We start from the raw sequence: 17,111 nt of genomic DNA, 5'->3' as shown, positions 1-17,111 counted from the left end.
CAAAGCATGAGGAGTTGATATCAACGGTCAAACGTCTACATTCAATACTTAACTAAATGGCATCTGCTCACGCAATACCGTCACTGGATGAACAATATGAATTTACGCCGGCCGCAAAACGTCGACTGTTAATTGGCATTGGTGCTGGCGTAGCTTTAGTAGCGCTCGGTTCTTTTCTATTGGCATCCGGCGCTGGTGGTCATGAAACCCATGAAGTAACTCATGGCGTTGGCGCCAGCGCAGGTGACGAGGGAGCGCACCATGCTTTCAAATGGACAACCCGCTTGTGGGCAAACGTCTGGTTGAATGCAATCTACTTCACTGGTATCTCAGTGATTGGCATGTTTTTTATCTCGTACAACTATCTGGCACAGGCAGGCTGGTCGTCGGCGTTCAAACGGATTCCGGAAGCAATGCCCGCTTATCTGCCATTTATGGGGGTGGTTGTATTGGCAGTTTTCTTTATTGCCGGTCACGATTTGTTTCACTGGACGCATGAAGGGTTGTATGATCCTCAAAGCGAAGAGTATGATCCAATCATCGCCGGTAAGCAAGGGTTCCTGAACACACCGTTTTACCTGATTCGCGTTGTCCTGTATTTTACGCTTTGGTACGTATTATGGCGTATGCTGCGGAACTACTCGTTGCAGGAAGACCTGTACGGTGGAACCGATTATTACGAAAAAAGCATCAAGTTCGGGACAGCGTTCCTGGTTGTGTTCGCAGTAACGTCGTCGACGTCGGCCTGGGATTTTGTTATGTCAATTGACTCCCATTGGTTCAGTACGATGTTTGGCTGGTACACACTGGCGAGCTGGCACGTAACGGGTTTAGCTGTTATCACTCTAACAGTTGTAACCTTGAAAGAGCGGGGTTATCTGAAGATTGTTAATGAAAGCCACCTGCATGATCTGGGCAAGTTTATGTTTGCGTTCAGTATCTTCTGGACGTACGTCTGGTTTGCTCAATTTATGCTGATCTACTACGCTAACTTACCTGAAGAAGGCATCTATTATAGAGAGCGGTTCAGCGGGTATGGTGGTATATATCTGGCTCCATTTTTTATTAATCTTCTGTTAAACTTTGCTTTTCCATTCCTTGTTCTTATGACAAGGGATGCAAAACGAACATATATATTTCTGAAGATTGCTGCATGGGGGATCATCGTTGGTCACTACTTCGACTTCTACACGAATATCATGCCGGGGACAGTCGGTGAGAACGGAGGTTTTGGTCCAATTGAGTTTGGCATGATCCTGATTTTCGCTTGTGGATTTATATGGACGCTATCAACTCAACTGACAAAGGCGAATCTGATTCCTAAGAATCACCCGATGTTAGAAGAGGCTTTACATCACGACATTTAGTTTAACCCCGTAACACAATGGTATATATCATCGCTTTATTATCGGTAATCTTTCTGGGATTGGCGGCTTTAGTCGTGTCCCGGATGGCCGCTGTTGTAAAGAATGTCAACGGGCCAGTCGAAGAAGAACGAGTTGGTTATAGCAACCGAATTAACGGAGCATTATTTCTGATTTTTCTGGTTTTCGGTTTAGTTGGCGTAATATGGTCGTTTGCTCATGCTTCGAACTACTTCCTGCCTGAAGCGTCTTCTCCGCACGGTCGCCGTACCGATTTCTTGTTCTGGCTTTCAATGGGAATCATTACAGTAGCGTTTTTTATTACCAATGCGCTCTTATTTGTATTCTCGTTCCGGTATCAGTATCGTCCGGGGCGGAAAGCATCGTACTATCCTGAGAACCACAAGCTGGAGTTGATCTGGACTGTAATTCCTGCAATCGTAATGGCGTTGCTGGTCTTCACGGGCTGGCGTGCATGGCGGGACATCATGTCGGAGGCACCGGCAGATGCTCAGGTAGTTGAGCTGGTAGGAAAGCAATTTAACTGGATCGCTCGTTATCCCGGCGTTGATAACAATAAGCTGGGTGCTTACAACTACAAGCTTATCGACAATAACAACGACACTGGTATCGATTTCTCGGATCCGGCATCATTTGATGACTTTACATCAACTACGGAGTTGCACATTCCGGTGAATAAGCCAGTACTGTTGAAAATCCGCGCCCGAGATGTGCTGCACAGTGTTTTTATTCCTCACATGCGGGTTAAGATGGATGCTGTTCCTGGTATGCCAACTCGTTTCTGGTTCGTTGCCGATAAGACAACTGACCAGATGCGTAACGAGCTGGGTAATCAGGACTTTGGATATGAAATTGCCTGTACGGAAGTTTGCGGACGTGGTCACTTCTCTATGCGTATTCGTCTGATTGTCGAAGATGAAGAGTCATGGAAAAAGTGGTGTGCTGAGCAAAAGCCTTTACTCACTTCATATCCGGAATATGCGTCACGAATTCCTGCAAACTTGAAAGCGAAAGCTGCCAAGTATCTGCCTGCTGAAGAAACAGCAACACCATCTGATAGCACAACAGCTTCAACGCAACAAGGCGGGGGGGTATCAGTAGCCACCACATCGTTACGCTAATCAATAAACAACAAACAACATTATGGCGACCGTAGCACAGAACACAGCGACTCTTGCTCATGTGGAAGAGCACGAGCACCACGAGCCGCAAAGTTTTTGGCGTAAATACGTTTTTTCAGAGGACCACAAGACAATTGCAAAACAGTATCTGATCTCAGGTATCTTTTGGTCTGTTATTGGTATTAGCTTGTCAGTAATGTTTCGCCTTCAGTTGGGTTTCCCCGATATGAAGCTTGGATTCCTGCGCCCAATTTTAGGGAGCTGGATTGACGAAACGGGTAAGCTGGACCCTGATTTTTACCTGGCACTGGTAACTATGCACGGAACCATCATGGTGTTCTTCGTGCTGACAGCCGGTTTGAGCGGTACGTTCAGTAACTTCCTGATTCCGTTGCAGGTTGGTGCCCGCGACATGGCTTCGGGTTTCCTGAACATGCTGTCTTACTGGTTTTTCTTCCTGGCCAGTGTTGTCATGTTCGTGTCGCTGTTCTTTGAAACAGGTCCTGCTGCAGGTGGTTGGGTAGTTTATCCGCCATTAAGTGCATTACCGCAGGCGCACAAAGGCTCAGAAGCGGGTATGACCTATTGGCTTGTTAGTATGGCTTTATTCATTGTGTCGCAGTTGTTGGGTGGTATTAACTACATTACAACAGTAATCAATCTGCGGACACGGGGTATGTCGTTCAGCAAGCTTCCATTAACGGTGTGGGCATTCTTCCTGACGGCCGTTCTTGGCTTAATTTCCTTCCCGGTACTGTTGTCGGCTGCATTGCTGCTGATCTTCGACCGTAGCTTTGGAACGAGCTTTTATCTGTCTGAAATCTTCATTGGAGGTGAAGCATTACCGAATGTAGGTGGTAGCCCGATTCTATTCCAGCACTTATTCTGGTTCTTGGGTCACCCTGAGGTGTATATCGTACTGCTTCCGGCATTGGGAATGACGTCAGAAATCATTGCAACCAACGCCCGGAAACCAATCTTTGGCTATCGCGCCATGATTGCCTCTATGATGGGTATTGCATTCCTGGCCTTCATCGTATGGGCACACCATATGTTTGTGACTGGAATGAACCCGTTCCTTGGATCAATCTTTATGTTCCTGACGCTAATTATTGCAGTACCGTCTGCTGTGAAAGCGTTCAACTACATTACTACGTTGTGGCGGGGTAATATTCGCTTTACGCCGGCAATGTTGTTCTCGATTGGTCTGGTATCATTCTTCATTTCAGGTGGTCTGACCGGTTTGATATTAGGAAACTCAGCGCTCGATATTCAGTTGCACGATACGTACTTCGTTGTGGCCCACTTCCACCTGGTAATGGGAGCTGCTTCAGCGTTTGGTCTGCTGGCGGGTGTTTATCATTGGTTCCCCAAAATGTTTGGCCGGATGATGAACGATAAGCTTGGATATATTCACTTCTGGTTTACGTTCATTGGAATTTACCTGGTGTTCTTTCCAATGCACTACATTGGTATCGCTGGTTTCCCGCGTCGGTATTACGCCTTTACAAGTTATGACTTTACGAAGCATATCTTCAGCGATATGAATAGCTTCATAACCATAGCAGCGGTATTCACCTTTGCGGCCCAGTGGATATTTGTCTGGAACTTTGTGTACAGCATATTCAAAGGAAAGAAGGCTCCCCAGAACCCGTGGAAGTCAAATACGCTGGAGTGGACGGCCCCTATCAATCCAGGACATGGAAACTGGCCAGGCGAAATCCCGGCTGTGTATCGTTGGCCGTATGACTACAGCAAGCCGGGTGCGAAGGATGACTTCATTCCACAAAACGTACCTTACTCGCAAACTCCGGAATCAAATCTTCCGCATGAGAATGAGTTGATTGGCCTGGAGAAAGAGATTGAGGCTCAAAACTTAAATGACCAGTTTAAGCAACCTCACTAATAAACATGAACAGCGATTCCGGAGTCTGGCGCTTCTGACAGTCATAGTTATCTACCTGCTTATTCTGGCAGGTGGAATTGTCAGAGGAACCGGCTCCGGGATGGGCTGTCCTGACTGGCCGAAATGTTTCGGTCGCTGGATTCCTCCTACTGATATTTCCCAGCTACCGCCCAATTATCAGGAAATATACGGTGCAAAATTGAAGGGCGAAGTTGTATTCAATGCTACTAAGACCTGGATTGAATACGTCAATCGATTACTAGGCGTTTTTTCTGGCCTGCTTGTTTTTGCCACATTACTGGCATCTTTCCAATACCTGCGTAAAGACAAACCCGTTTTCTGGGGAAGCGTTGCTGCTTTTTTGCTAATTGGTGTAAATGGCTGGCTAGGTTCAAGGGTTGTAGCCACTGAACTGGCTCAGTACATGATCACCTTACACTTACTGCTGGCAATACTAGTTGTTTTCTCATTGCTTTTTGTGTTGATACGGTCAAACGCAACTCGTTTACGGAGTCAATCAAAAAGTAAGAAAGAGAGCTTGATCAACCGAATTTTAATAGTCACAATAGTCCTGTCCCTTGGCCAGTTGTTACTCGGCACTCAGGTCCGGGATGCATTAGACGAAGTGGTTCGCCGGTTCGGCTATAGTCAGCGTGAACAATGGGTTGAAAACCTCGACTGGCGTTTTTACGTCCATCGTTCATTTTCACTGGTAATTCTGGCGTTTCACGTAGCGGTTGTGTATCAACTGCATAAACTGCGCGAAAAAGGCGTTTTAGATCAGCTGTTCAAAGCATTAGTTGCACTGGTACTTGCTGAAATTACTACAGGTGCAATAATGGGCTATTTTTCAGTGCCAGCATTTGCGCAGCCTATTCATTTGTTTCTGGCGGTTGTCATGGTGGGGTTACAGTTTGTAACCTGGCTATTACTGAACCCCAGATTTATTTTACCTAAACGAGCCGCAGAAGAGTCTCGTTTAATATCAGTTTGAGATGGAGAGATTACTGTCTTTAGATATAATAGGCGATAAGGCCAAAGCCTATTTCGAGCTGCTGAAAATAAAACTAACATTAGCGGTTGTATTCTCAGGGGTGTTTGGATATGGCTTAGCAGCGGATCAAATCGACTGGTTAAAAATTGGGGTTTTGATAATAGCATCAATTGCTATTACAGGAGCTGCCAACATTATTAATCAGATTATTGAGAAAGATTCCGACAAGGTTATGAAGCGGACAGCGGGACGTCCGTTGCCAACGGGTCGACTGAGTGTTAATGAAGCAGCCGTTTTTGCCTTCATTTTATTCAGTATAGCCTGCTACCTGTTTGTAGTGTGTTTTAATGTAAGAGCTGCTGCATTGGCGGTATTATCACTACTTCTGTACGGGTTTGTGTATACTCCCCTAAAGCGTAAAGGACAAATCGCGGTATTTGTAGGTGCTTTGCCAGGTGCGTTTCCTCCAATGATTGGGTGGGTTGCGGCTACAAACCATTACGGATTAGAGCCAGGGATTTTGTTTGCTATTCAGTTTTTCTGGCAGTTCCCGCATTTTTGGGCAATTGGCTGGCTTGCTTTTGACGAGTATAAAAAAGCAGGCATTCAGATGATGCCAGGAAAAGAAAAAGACACGCAGACAGCGTTCAGAATCATGATCTATACGTTGTTTCTTATACCAGTTGGCTGGCTGCCTTATATGCTGGGAATGACTGGAATAAATTCAGCGCTTGTTGCTATGCTGGGCGGAATCTTGTTTCTGGCACAAACGTTTCACTTAATGAAGACCTGTACGGACAGGGCAGCATTGCAGATGATGTTTGGATCGCTGCTTTACTTGCCTATCGTACAGATTGTTTACTTACTAGATAAGGTTTAACTAATCATGAGTGACGTAGCAAATCATATAACCATGGTGGAGGAACCGGAGGAAACCCTCTCGATGAATCCCCGAAAGTTCATACTTTGGCTGTTCATTGTTAGCATAATTATGCTGTTTGCAGCCATGACGAGTGCCTATCTTGTACGTCGGGCTGAAGGAAACTGGATGGAATACACAATTCCGCCAGTATTTACCTACAGTTCGGTTGTATTGATTGTAAGTAGCCTGACGATGCACTGGGCGTATTTGTCCGCAAAAAAAGACAATTTTGCCAGCCTCAAGACCGCAATAACTGTTACTTTTGCACTTGGAATGGTATTTCTGTACATGCAATTCCAGGGTTGGGTTGAACTAGTTGACCAGAAAGTCTTCTTCGTTGGAAACCCCGCCGGGTCGTTCATGTACGTGTTTACGGGCTTGCATGCCTTCCACCTGATTACCGGACTCTTAGTTCTGGTATTTGCGTTGGTAGCTGCGTTTCGCCTGCGAATCCATGCCAAAAGCCTTGAGCGGATTCAGATTGCAGCCGCTTACTGGCATTTTCTGGACATTTTGTGGTTGTATTTGTTTATCTTTTTAGTCTATTTTCATTGATAATTACTTAGACGCATGGCGGCTACTGTGACGACCGAGACTGCACCTTCTGATTCAGCGCAGGCATTTGACAAGAAAACCTGGATGGGTGGTGTCGAGCCTATGAATGCCAGTTATGGCAAGCTGATGATGTGGTTCTTCCTGATTTCCGATACCTTCACGTTCTCGGCTCTGCTGGTAACGTACGGATTAATTCGATTCAGTTATCCGGCCTGGGATCCGGCTATTTATGGAGAAGTATTCAAATTCTCAAACATATACTGGCCTATACCTGAAAAGGTTTACAACGCTGTACCGTTCTTACATGGTGTCGATGCCCCGCTGGTATTCGTTGGCATAATGACATTTATTCTGATCTTCAGTAGTGTGACAATGGTATTGGCTGTTGAAGCCGGACACCGCATGGATCGTGCTGATGTCGAAAAATATATGTTATGGACAATCTTAGGAGGGCTTACCTTCCTGGGAAGCCAGGCTTGGGAGTGGTCGCACTTTATTCACGGTACGGAACAGGGAACCGTTATCAGAGAACTGGTTAGCGGTCAATGGGTAGAACGCACAATCTTCGGTGCTAACCTGGTCGAAAACCAATATGGGCCTCCGGCTTTCGCTGACCTATTCTTCTTCATTACGGGTTTTCATGGGACGCACGTATTAAGTGGTGTTGTACTGAACATACTCATCTTCTACCGTGCAGCGACCGGTTTATACGAGCGCCGTGGCCATTATGAGATGGTTGAAAAAGTAGGTCTTTATTGGCACTTTGTCGATCTCGTCTGGGTATTCGTCTTTACCTTCTTTTACCTGGTTTAATTAACCACCTTTTCTGATATGGCTAATTACGCACATAACAACGACGGTCATAACCACGGAGGCACGGAAGTAGCGCCCCCGCAAACGGCTGTAATCTGGCGCACTTTCTGGGTGCTGGCAGGAATAACCGCCCTCGAATTCGTAACCGCCTTTCTGTTTCCGGCAGGTACGTTGAAAGTCGCCATCTTTATAGGCATGACAATTGTCAAAGCCTTTTACATCGTAGGTGAATTTATGCACCTTAAGCATGAAGTTAAAAGCCTGATCTGGGCTATCCTCATACCAACACTGTTCGTTGTGTGGCTGTTAATTGCCCTGTTGGTGGAGGGTGGCTCCATTTTTCAACTGAGGTAACACATGACAAATAAAATGAAAGCCGGGATTCTGGTAGCTACGCTGCTGGTCCCGGCTTTGCTATATCTATTTCTTCGGTTCGGCACGCAAAATCACTACGTATTGCCACGTTACTTGCCGAAAATCGATTCAACATCGGGGGAGCCGCTGATGGGAAAAGTGATTGGCCCGGATGGTAGTGAACTGACAGATACCTTGTATAATCACATCCCGCCGTTTCGATTAATAGATCAGAATGGAAACGTGATTGATAATTCTGTGGTGAAAGACAAGATCTTTGTAGCGTCTTTTTTCTTTACCCGCTGCAACACAGTCTGCCCAAAACTTTCATCTCAGCTTACCCGCGTTCAGGATATTTTCCGGGAGAACCCTGATCTGGTGTTTCTATCGCATACGGTTGATCCGGAACATGACAAACCCGAACAACTGAAAGCATACGCTCAAAAATATGAGGCAATTCCCGGCAAATGGTATTTCCTCACTGGTAATAAAGCAGATATATATAATCTGGCTATGCGCGGCTACTATCTGCCAGCGGTCGACGCCGGGGTTAAGAATGGCAACCCGGACGAAACTTTTATTCATAGCGAAAAGTTGGTATTAGTAGATAAGGAAGGCATTGTCCGGGGTTTTTACGACGGAACCGATAAGAAAGACGTTGACCGGCTGGTGCTTGAAATTCGGGTGCTGTTAGACATCTACAGCAAACAATAAACTCACCAATCATGGAAACGCTGCAACCCGTTCAGGAGCAAAAAGCGAACCGACTCATTAATGTTCTTTCACTGGCAATACCCTTGGCAGTGGCCGTACTTCTGGGGATTCGCCAGAAGGTAGATCTGGGAAACTGGACAACGTATCTGCCTCACATCAATGGTGTGATCAACACAGCGACTTCTGTACTGCTGGTAGCTGGTTTGTACTTCATTCGACAGGGAAACGTATTAGCTCACAAGCGGACCATGTTAACCGCTTTTGCACTGGGTTCGTTTTTTCTGGTTAGCTACGTACTTTATCACCTGTCAAATGAATCAACTGCGTTTGGCGGAGAGGGCTGGATAAGGCCGGTATATTACTTTTTGCTGATTTCCCACATTGGTTTGTCAATCGTAGTGGTTTGGTTTGTACTCAGAGCCGTTTACTTCGCGCTTAGCGGGCAGATTGCAAAGCACAAGCAAACGGTAAAATACGCGTATCCAATCTGGCTGTATGTCAGTATTACTGGCGTTGTAGTTTATTTGATGATTAAGCCGTATTACGTTCATTAAATCGAAAGCGATGAAAAGTTGGAAAGTGTGGTTTGTTCTCATCGTTTTTCTGGCAATATCGCCTGAGTTAATGGCTCAATGCGCCATGTGCCGGGGAACGGTCGAAAGTACGGTTAGCAATGGTCGAAGCGTCGTTGCTTCGGAATTGAATATTGGTATCCTATATCTGCTGTCGGTGCCGTATCTGTTGGTAGCCGCAATTGGTTATCTGTGGTACCGCAACAGTAAGAAGGAGTATGGGCAACGACTCGAAATTGCAAGCCGCGTTAAACGGGCTATGTCCCAGATGTAGGCAAGGAAAAATTTTTGAGAAGCCGTTTTATTCATTGACCGGCTTCGACAAAATGTATGAATTTTGTCCTCATTGTGGGTTACGCTACGAAGTAGAGCCAGGGTATTTTTATGGCGCTATGTTTGTAAGCTATGCCATATCGGCAGGCGTGGCATTGGTAATCGGCTTTATGCTGTTCTACTTAGCCAATGATCCGGATGGCTGGCTCTACGTAGCGGTGGTTGCACCGGTCATGGTCATTATTGCCCCAATAAATTTTAGAATTTCGAGGGTTATCTGGCTGCATTACGTATCAGGTATAAAGTATCAGCCCGGCCTGTAGGCGAGCGATAAGGTGATTTGAGTGCCGGCTTTGACGATATTTGTCAGGGCCGGCACTTTTTTTTACGACTGATGCAACCTACCTCCTGCCGATCTGCATCTTACCGCTGAAACCTAAACAGACATGCTCCGAATAATACCTTTTTTCACGACTGAAGCGCAGCTGGTAACAGCACTGAAGCGGGGTGAAAGCCGGGCGCACAAGGTTGTGTATGAGCGTTACGCCGGAAAAATGATGGCGGTCTGTACCCGGTATTGTTCAAACCGGGCTGATGCTGAGGAGGTGATGATTGACGGGTTTATGAAGGTATTTGAGAAAATAAATCAGTTTCGGGAGGATGGGAGTTTTGAGGGCTGGATACGTCGGATCATGGTTACTGAATCGCTCATGTTTCTGCGACGAAACCGGCAGTGGCGGCAGGAAGTGGCCGTGGATGAAATAAGCGATGAACCAGATTATGAGTGGGCAGATACGGCTATTCATGAGAATGACCTGTTGCGTATGGTCAATCAACTGCCCGACGGCTACAGAACCGTATTTAATCTGTATGCTATTGAAGGGTATTCGCACGCTGAAATTGCCGAGATGCTGGGGATTTCGGAAGGAACATCAAAATCGCAGCTGAGCCGGGCAAGAACCTTATTGCAGGCGAATCTGAAAAAACTGGAAAAAGACCTTACCAATGAAAAAACATACCGAAAAGCCGCCTATTGACGATCTGTTTGCCCGCAAGTTGGGCAACATGTCGTTGACGCCGGGCAGCGATGCCTGGAAGGTATTACAGGAACGGCTCGGACAGAAAAAACAACGGGTAGTAATCTGGCGTAATCCGGACCTGTACAGGTATGCAGCCGCTGCTGCCTGCCTGATTTTGGTGGCGTTGGTGGGCTGGAAATACTGGCCCGCCGGCACCAGAATGCAGGTAAACGATCGGCAGGTTGCCGCGACCAGCGGAAAACCCGTTCAGCCAACGGAAAATCAGGCGTCGAACAAGGAAGAAACGAATGTTCCGTCTCCGCAAAATCAGCCTGCGAATACAGCTGGCAAGCAACTAGAGCAGCCGGTTGAGCAAATAGCGTCAGTTCGCAAGCCCAGCCGTTCAGCGGATCTGCCCAATAAGATAAAGAGCCGTCCAGAACCGTCGAATGTAAACGCTGGTCCGGAAAAAGCGCTACAAAGCGAAGAACCCGTAGTCGCGAAGAGCGAGCCGGCGAAAGGGTCGATGGACCAATTACCCGCGGTACGTAATGAACCTGTGGTTGTTGCCGCAAAACCGACCCCGACCGCTGAGCGGGTACTGGTTGTAACAATCGCTGAGCCTGATGCGCTCATTGCCGCTCGCCAGGCTGCACAGGAAACCGAAGAGAAGGTAGTGATGATGAACCCTGAGGAAACAAAAAAGAAAGGGGTTAAAAAACTGCTCGATCAACTACAGCGCGTTAAGCAGGGAGAAGTAATGACTGCCAAGAATGACAATGAGCAGGGTACGCTGCTGGGTTGGGCCTACCGGGGCATCAAACAAAGTTTTGAAAAAGATAAATCAGACAAGCAATGAAGCGGGTACTGCAAAGTATACTTTTAGTCTTAAGCGTTAGTGCCGGAATGCAGTCGCAGGCCGCCACCCTTGGTGATTCTTTAGTGATCCGGTTTGCCAACCGGACCCGGATGGTCATTTATGCGCCCGATAAAGCTGGTATTAAAGCACTCTCGGCCTATGATCTGAACAAAATTGTTCGGGATATGGGGATGCAGCTCGATACGTTGCCAGATGGCAAAACCGCCGTTTCGGTAAACGAGGTTGAAGGAGAAAAATACCTGAAAGACACTGTTCTGGTTATCACCAAGCGAAAAGGAGACGTAAACGTTGTCATTAAGGGAGGACGGCCAAATGCCGACAGTACCGACAGCGAAGACGACGACTACCGGCGCACACAATTGCGGTACCGCAATCGACGGAGTGGTTTCAACGTCCAGACTGACGTAAACATTGGGCTGAACACCCTGCTTACGGAATCGCAACTGCCCGCGTATCCAGCAGATCAGTATAGTTTACTTCCGTTGGGTTCCCGCTACATCAGCTTCAATATTGGTCAACATCCAACAATAGTCCGCGGTAAAGTAGCCAAACTGAGCGTGTACTATGGTTTTGAACTGGCCTGGAACAATTATATGTTCGAGGAGGACGTAGTGGCCCGACGAGGGCTGAATGGTGTGGAGTTTGTTCCGATCGCTGAGCCTATCAAAAAAACGAAGCTGACCGTTTGCTCAATCAATCTGCCCGTTGTGCCGCGGGTAACCTTTTACACCGGCTCCAATCGGAAAGCGTTTCACCTGGGCGTTGGTGGATTTGTTGGATACCGGCTGGATAGCTACACCAAAATCAAATTTGCATCCAGCGAAAAGGAGCGAGATCACAGTAACTTCTATCTGAACGATCTTCGATACGGGCTGATTGGACATCTGGGAATTTTACGGGCCAATCTGTTCGTTAAATACGACCTGAATCCCGTATTCATGGATGGAAGAGGGCCGGATGTCCGGGCACTTAGTTTTGGGATAACGTTATAAACGTGTGGGATTAAAAACAGTATCAATTATCGGTTGCGGTTGGCTGGGGGCACCACTCGCCCAGAAACTGCTGGCACAGGGATACCGCGTTAAAGGCAGCACAACGTCCGAAACGAAACTGGCCAGACTGCGCCAGGCAGGAATCGACGCGCATAAGCTGCTCCTCCAGCCATACCCCGAGGGTGATCTGACCTATTTGCTCGAAGCGGATACGATAGTACTCAACATACCACCAAAAGCCGGAAAAATGGGTGACGATTTCCACCCCCGGCAAATGCAGTACGTGGCTGAAGCCCTGAATGCGTCGCCGGCGCAGCACATTCTGTATATCAGTTCTACGTCGGTGTATCCTGAACTGAGCCGCGAGGTTGCGGAAAACGTTGTTATCAGCCCAGAACAGGCAGCCGCTCCGGCCTTGGTAGAAGCCGAACAAACCCTGCAGGCCTTTGCCGCCGAACGTATCGTTACGATTGTACGGTGCGGGGGCTTAATGGGATATGAGCGTATTCCCGGGAGGTACGTAGCTGGCAAGACTGTCGATACGGGCGCTATTCCGGTTAACTACCTCCACCGCGATGATGCTGTGGGTATTTTGTCGATGCTGGTTGAGCAGCCCCAGCCGGGCGTTTTTAATGCCGTAGCGCCACTTCATCCGACGCGTGAAGCGGTGTACCGAAAAAGTTGTACAGATTTTGGCTATGAGCTGCCCATTTTCACCGAGCCGTCAGATCCCCTTCCTTACAAAGTTATTGCCGTAGAGAAGCTGATTCGGGCTGTAGACTACCAATTCATTTATCCTGATCCGTTAAACTTCCTGTATAGTTCAGGAACGTAGCAGCCGGGTAACCCGCGGCCAGAAGAAGCCGCCGGTAGACGTCGTATTGCGCATCACTACCCGGTGGAGCGCCCCCAGGAACATGTAGTAGCCTTGAGCATGCCACGCCCGGAAGCGTTCGCTAACGGCAGGATCATGGGTTGGCAGATAGCTCAGGAGCTGATCCAGTTCGAAGCGATCGGATGCAATGCCAACACCCGCCCGCTGACCATCCAGCGCATTACACGCCTGTTCGTAGTGGTTAGGCTGCGGAATCATCAGGGCGGGCTTACCCAGGTACAGCGCTTCACATACGGATTCAAAACCAGCCGTGGTTACAATGGCAGTGCAGCGTGCCATGAAATCGAGGAAACGCTTTCCATCAATGGCATGGTATGTCAACGTAGCGTCAACGGGTTCGTCCGGGCGTTTAACCCAGCCGTGAAAGCCTTCGATACGAATGTCAGGGTGCTTCTGGTGCGCTTTCTCCAGTTCAACCTTCAGGCCAGCCTGCGTAACGTAAGCGAGCAGAAACGAATCTGCAACGGGCTTTCGTTGGGTAACTTCCTGACGTAGCAGGGGGGGAACTACGCGCAGTCGCTGAGCGGGCACATCAGCCTGCTTATCAAACGACAGCGCCAGGAGTTCGGCAGCGCCGAGGGCCGTTAGTCGGGAATTAACTTTGAACACCAGCCGGTCGAACCACCGCCGACGTGGAAACGGGAAATTCGGATGAAACGACAAATACTGGTGCGCAATACAAACCATCGGTATTGACGGACGTAAAAGCGCGTAAGTCAGGCCACCCAGCATTTCGTAAAAATTTACGACAACATCAGGGCGGTGGGTTTCGATGAAGTTGTATACCTGCCGGATGCTTTTCCAGAAGGGGCGGGCATACCGTATCGCCTGAACGGTTGTTTTGAAAGGTTCCAGCTCGTTTGTACCGGCGTTGTAAACCAACCCCGGACTGAAGATGGGCGTAACGGGCGCTTTGAATTGTTCACTGAAAAACGTCGGGACAGGCCGATCTTCTGTTACGCCCACCAGAGCGCCGATAACTTCGTGACCGGCGGTATTCAGGATTTGCGCCAGCGATAAAGCCTGCGTCAGATGACCCCGGCCTTCGCCCTGCACCAGAAAAAGTACACGCATGACTTGAATGGATTAAGCTACACGAAGTGCAAACTCAGGTTCACCAATGTGCTTTGTCTTCTTTTTAGGCCGTATTTCCTCTGCCTCGTTCTCTTCGGCCAGGTCAGAAGTGTAGTATAGAAGGCTCCAGTTGCCGTCGTGGTCTTCGACCAGGGCACTCAGCGATTCAACCCAGTCGCCGGAATTCATGTACAGAATCCCGTCGAATTCATGAATGGCTGGTTGGTGAATATGACCGCAGATGATGCCGTCGCAGCCGCGGGCCCGGGCCAGTTCGGTCAGTTTCTGTTCAAAATCGGAAATGTAGCTGACCGCCTGCTTGATACGCTTTTTGATCTGCTGCGAAAGCGAATAGTAGGGTAGGCCGCGCCAGTTGCGGTATTGGTTGTAAAACTTATTGACCCACAGCAGGAATGTATAGCCCAGGTCGCCTAGATAAGCCAGCCACTTCATCTGCGACGTAATCGAATCGAATACGTCTCCGTGGGTGACGTACAGCTTACGAGTGCCCGAGTTGAGGATATAATCTTTGCGGATGGAAAAGTTTTTACCAACTTTCAGAGGCATCACCTGATCCAGAAAATCGTCGTGGTTACCACGCAGGTAAATCACCTTGGTGTCGTAACGAACTATTTGCTTTAAAACGGTTTTAAAAAAAGCAGTGTGCTTTTTCTTCCAGGTGCCGTATTGTTTGAGTTGCCAGCCGTCAATGATGTCGCCGTTGAGAATTAGTTTCTGGCAGGAGTAGTTACGCAGAAACTCGGTGGCTTCTTTTGCTTTCGATCCAGCCGTTCCGAGGTGAATATCGGAAAGTACAATCGTGCGAAATTGCGTACTTGATTTCATGAACGAATTTATACTCCATAAATGATGTAGTGTTTATCACATTGTTACCAAATTGCGAACTATAGCGATCTAAACGAATAAGTGTTCATACTGACTTAATAATCACAGTACAATGGAGAATCCAGTGCTAATTTTTGGTGCCGGAAGTCTGGGCCTGACGGCTTTAGACTTATTTCAGCGCAACCAGGTGGTGGTGTACGGTTTTTTGGATGATAATAAAGAACTGCACGGAAAGGAGTTCGGGGCTGTTTCGGTGCTCGGCGAAACCGACGACGACGGCTTTCTAAAACTTATCGGTCAGAAATGTGAAGCTTTTATCGCCATCAGTGACACCCGGGTTCGAAAGCGGCTGGTGAAGATGCTGAACGAGCGCCGGAAGGTGCAGCCCGTCAATGCCATCCACGACACAGCCGTTGTGTCTGCCACCGCCAGCCTTGGTCATGGCAATCTGATCGCGGCCCGGTCGGTCATTAACCCCTTCGCCGAAGTGGGGCAACATTGTATCATCCAGGCCGGCACCGTGGTAGAAAGTCAGGCTAAGCTCGGTGACTACGTCCACGTAGGTACCGGAAGCCTGATTAATAGCGGAGTCGTTGTAGAAGAAGGGGCGTTTATTGGTACCGGTGTAACCATCGTAGCCGGTATAACGATTGGCAAAAATGCCAGGGTAGGGGCGGGGTCGGTCGTGGTGGAGAGCGTTGCCGCCAATGCAACGGTATTTGGTAATCCGGCCAGATCGATTTAAAACATAACTGCCGACTACGCCAATTACACAGAACGCGGTGTGATTAACGTAGTCGGCAGCACAGGTCTATTCGACGTACAACACTTCGTTGGCCAGGAAGTCCTGGTACGTCATTTCAAGCCCTTGCTTAAGATCGGTTTTGTGCTTCCAGCCCAGTGCGTGTAGGCGCGACACATCCATCAGTTTGCGCGGAGTACCGTCGGGCTTTTCGGTGTTCCAGTACAGATCGCCCTCGTAGCCGACCGTTTCCTTAACCAGCTCCGCCAGCTCGCGGATCGTTACGTCCTCGCCCGTGCCGACGTTCACGAACAGATCGTCGTTGTAGTGCTGCATCAAAAAGAAGCAGGCGTCAGCAAGATCGTCGGCGTGTAGAAACTCGCGCCGGGGAGCCCCGGTTCCCCAGACCTCTACACCTGGCTGACCATTCAGTTTAGCCTCATGAAACTTACGGATCAGCGCCGGCAGTACGTGTGATCCCTGCAGATCATAGTTGTCATTGGGCCCGTACAGATTCGTAGGCATTGCCGAAATAAAATTACAGCCGTACTGACTGCGATACGCTTCGCAAAGTTTAATTCCCGTAATTTTGGCTATGGCATACGGTTCGTTGGTCGGTTCCAGATAGCCACTCAGCAGGTATTCTTCCTTTAACGGCTGCGGAGCCAGCTTTGGATAAATACACGAAGAGCCAAGAAACAGCAGCTTCTTCACACCCGACTTGTAGGACGAATGGATGATATTTGACTCAATCATCAGGTTGTCGTACAAAAATTCGGCACGAAAGCTGTTATTAGCCAGAATGCCACCAACCTTCGCTGCCGCCAGAAATACGTACTCAGGTTGTTCATCGGCAAAAAAGTCGGTTACGGCCGCCTGGTTGCGCAGGTCCAGCTCCGATGAAGTTCGGGTAATGAGATTGGAATAACCTTCGGCTTGAAGTTTACGGACAATGGCCGAGCCGACCATACCCCGGTGTCCGGCGACATAAATGCGGGCCTGTTTTTCCACGACTGTGTAAAGGTATGTTGTGATGCCGAACGGCGTTGTCCGA

Annotated in this window: 20 protein-coding genes; 17 read left to right on the top strand and 3 right to left on the bottom strand. The window is 48.3% G+C overall.

What is annotated here, in order from left to right:
- Window positions 1-56: 56 nt before the first annotated feature.
- The 16 genes from DYU11_RS04750 to DYU11_RS04675 all read left to right on the top strand — a co-directional run bounded on the left by DYU11_RS04750 (window position 57) and on the right by DYU11_RS04675 (window position 13,335).
- A complete protein-coding gene (locus DYU11_RS04750; RefSeq protein ID WP_119666459.1) occupies window positions 57-1,367 on the top strand; it encodes a quinol:cytochrome C oxidoreductase in 1,311 nt (436 codons plus the stop codon).
- A gap of 17 nt (window positions 1,368-1,384) precedes the next feature.
- Window positions 1,385-2,506, top strand: coding sequence for a cytochrome c oxidase subunit II (locus tag DYU11_RS04745; RefSeq protein WP_119666458.1), 1,122 nt, complete (start codon window positions 1,385-1,387; stop codon window positions 2,504-2,506).
- 22 nt (window positions 2,507-2,528) lie between these two features.
- Window positions 2,529-4,412, top strand: a complete 1,884-nt coding sequence (locus DYU11_RS04740; RefSeq protein ID WP_119666457.1) for a cytochrome c oxidase subunit I — start codon at window positions 2,529-2,531, stop codon at window positions 4,410-4,412.
- On the top strand, window positions 4,387-5,406 hold the full coding sequence (locus DYU11_RS04735) for a COX15/CtaA family protein (protein ID WP_119666456.1): 1,020 nt from the start codon (window positions 4,387-4,389) through the stop codon (window positions 5,404-5,406). Before DYU11_RS04740 ends, DYU11_RS04735 begins: the two co-directional genes overlap by 26 nt.
- Window position 5,407: 1 nt before the next feature.
- The gene (gene cyoE, locus DYU11_RS04730; protein WP_119666455.1) at window positions 5,408-6,286 is read left to right on the top strand and encodes a heme o synthase; all 879 of its coding nucleotides are present in this window, start codon (window positions 5,408-5,410) and stop codon (window positions 6,284-6,286) included.
- A gap of 6 nt (window positions 6,287-6,292) precedes the next feature.
- Window positions 6,293-6,883 carry a cytochrome c oxidase subunit 3 gene (locus DYU11_RS04725; RefSeq protein ID WP_119666454.1) on the top strand — a complete coding sequence of 197 codons (591 nt, stop codon included), beginning with the start codon at window positions 6,293-6,295 and terminating at the stop codon, window positions 6,881-6,883.
- Between the two features lie 15 nt (window positions 6,884-6,898).
- Entirely contained in the window at window positions 6,899-7,696 is a 798-nt protein-coding gene (locus DYU11_RS04720; RefSeq protein ID WP_119666453.1) for a cytochrome c oxidase subunit 3, read from the top strand.
- An 18-nt stretch (window positions 7,697-7,714) separates the two neighbouring features.
- Window positions 7,715-8,050, top strand: a complete 336-nt coding sequence (locus tag DYU11_RS04715; protein ID WP_119666452.1) for a cytochrome C oxidase subunit IV family protein — start codon at window positions 7,715-7,717, stop codon at window positions 8,048-8,050.
- Between the two features lie 3 nt (window positions 8,051-8,053).
- Window positions 8,054-8,764, top strand: a complete 711-nt coding sequence (locus tag DYU11_RS04710; RefSeq protein ID WP_119666451.1) for an SCO family protein — start codon at window positions 8,054-8,056, stop codon at window positions 8,762-8,764.
- 11 nt (window positions 8,765-8,775) lie between these two features.
- Entirely contained in the window at window positions 8,776-9,318 is a 543-nt protein-coding gene (locus DYU11_RS04705; RefSeq protein ID WP_119666450.1) for a DUF420 domain-containing protein, read from the top strand.
- A gap of 10 nt (window positions 9,319-9,328) precedes the next feature.
- Window positions 9,329-9,610, top strand: a complete 282-nt coding sequence (locus tag DYU11_RS04700; protein ID WP_119666449.1) for a CAMCR motif-containing small membrane protein — start codon at window positions 9,329-9,331, stop codon at window positions 9,608-9,610.
- Entirely contained in the window at window positions 9,555-9,932 is a 378-nt protein-coding gene (locus tag DYU11_RS04695; protein WP_119666448.1) for a DUF983 domain-containing protein, read from the top strand. Before DYU11_RS04700 ends, DYU11_RS04695 begins: the two co-directional genes overlap by 56 nt.
- 123 nt (window positions 9,933-10,055) lie before the next feature.
- Window positions 10,056-10,646: an RNA polymerase sigma factor gene (locus DYU11_RS04690; protein WP_119666447.1), complete on the top strand. Its 591-nt coding sequence runs from the start codon at window positions 10,056-10,058 to the stop codon at window positions 10,644-10,646.
- Entirely contained in the window at window positions 10,615-11,487 is an 873-nt protein-coding gene (locus DYU11_RS04685; RefSeq protein ID WP_119666446.1) for a hypothetical protein, read from the top strand. The genes DYU11_RS04690 and DYU11_RS04685 overlap by 32 nt, the downstream gene beginning before the upstream one ends.
- Before the next feature lie 47 nt (window positions 11,488-11,534).
- Window positions 11,535-12,500: an outer membrane beta-barrel protein gene (locus DYU11_RS04680; protein WP_229365694.1), complete on the top strand. Its 966-nt coding sequence runs from the start codon at window positions 11,535-11,537 to the stop codon at window positions 12,498-12,500.
- 4 nt (window positions 12,501-12,504) lie between these two features.
- The gene (locus DYU11_RS04675; RefSeq protein WP_119666444.1) at window positions 12,505-13,335 is read left to right on the top strand and encodes an NAD(P)-binding domain-containing protein; all 831 of its coding nucleotides are present in this window, start codon (window positions 12,505-12,507) and stop codon (window positions 13,333-13,335) included.
- Here the strand turns inward: DYU11_RS04675 and DYU11_RS04670 are convergent.
- Both DYU11_RS04670 and DYU11_RS04665 read right to left on the bottom strand, forming a co-directional pair.
- The gene (locus DYU11_RS04670) at window positions 13,324-14,469 is read right to left on the bottom strand and encodes a glycosyltransferase family protein (protein WP_119666443.1); all 1,146 of its coding nucleotides are present in this window, start codon (window positions 14,467-14,469) and stop codon (window positions 13,324-13,326) included. The genes DYU11_RS04675 and DYU11_RS04670 overlap by 12 nt on opposite strands.
- A gap of 12 nt (window positions 14,470-14,481) precedes the next feature.
- A complete protein-coding gene (locus DYU11_RS04665) occupies window positions 14,482-15,315 on the bottom strand; it encodes a UDP-2,3-diacylglucosamine diphosphatase (protein ID WP_119666442.1) in 834 nt (277 codons plus the stop codon).
- Window positions 15,316-15,427: 112 nt separating this feature from the next.
- Between DYU11_RS04665 and DYU11_RS04660 the strand changes: the two genes are divergently transcribed.
- Window positions 15,428-16,060, top strand: a complete 633-nt coding sequence (locus tag DYU11_RS04660) for an acetyltransferase (RefSeq protein WP_119666441.1) — start codon at window positions 15,428-15,430, stop codon at window positions 16,058-16,060.
- A gap of 66 nt (window positions 16,061-16,126) precedes the next feature.
- Here the strand turns inward: DYU11_RS04660 and fcl are convergent, their stop codons facing one another.
- On the bottom strand, window positions 16,127-17,068 hold the full coding sequence (gene fcl / locus DYU11_RS04655; RefSeq protein ID WP_119666440.1) for a GDP-L-fucose synthase: 942 nt from the start codon (window positions 17,066-17,068) through the stop codon (window positions 16,127-16,129).
- Window positions 17,069-17,111 lie beyond the last annotated feature (43 nt).

Origin of the sequence: Fibrisoma montanum (assembly GCF_003583365.1) — a bacterium.
Classification (GTDB): domain Bacteria; phylum Bacteroidota; class Bacteroidia; order Cytophagales; family Spirosomataceae; genus Fibrisoma; species Fibrisoma montanum.
This window is presented reverse-complemented; position numbering and strand designations above follow the sequence as displayed.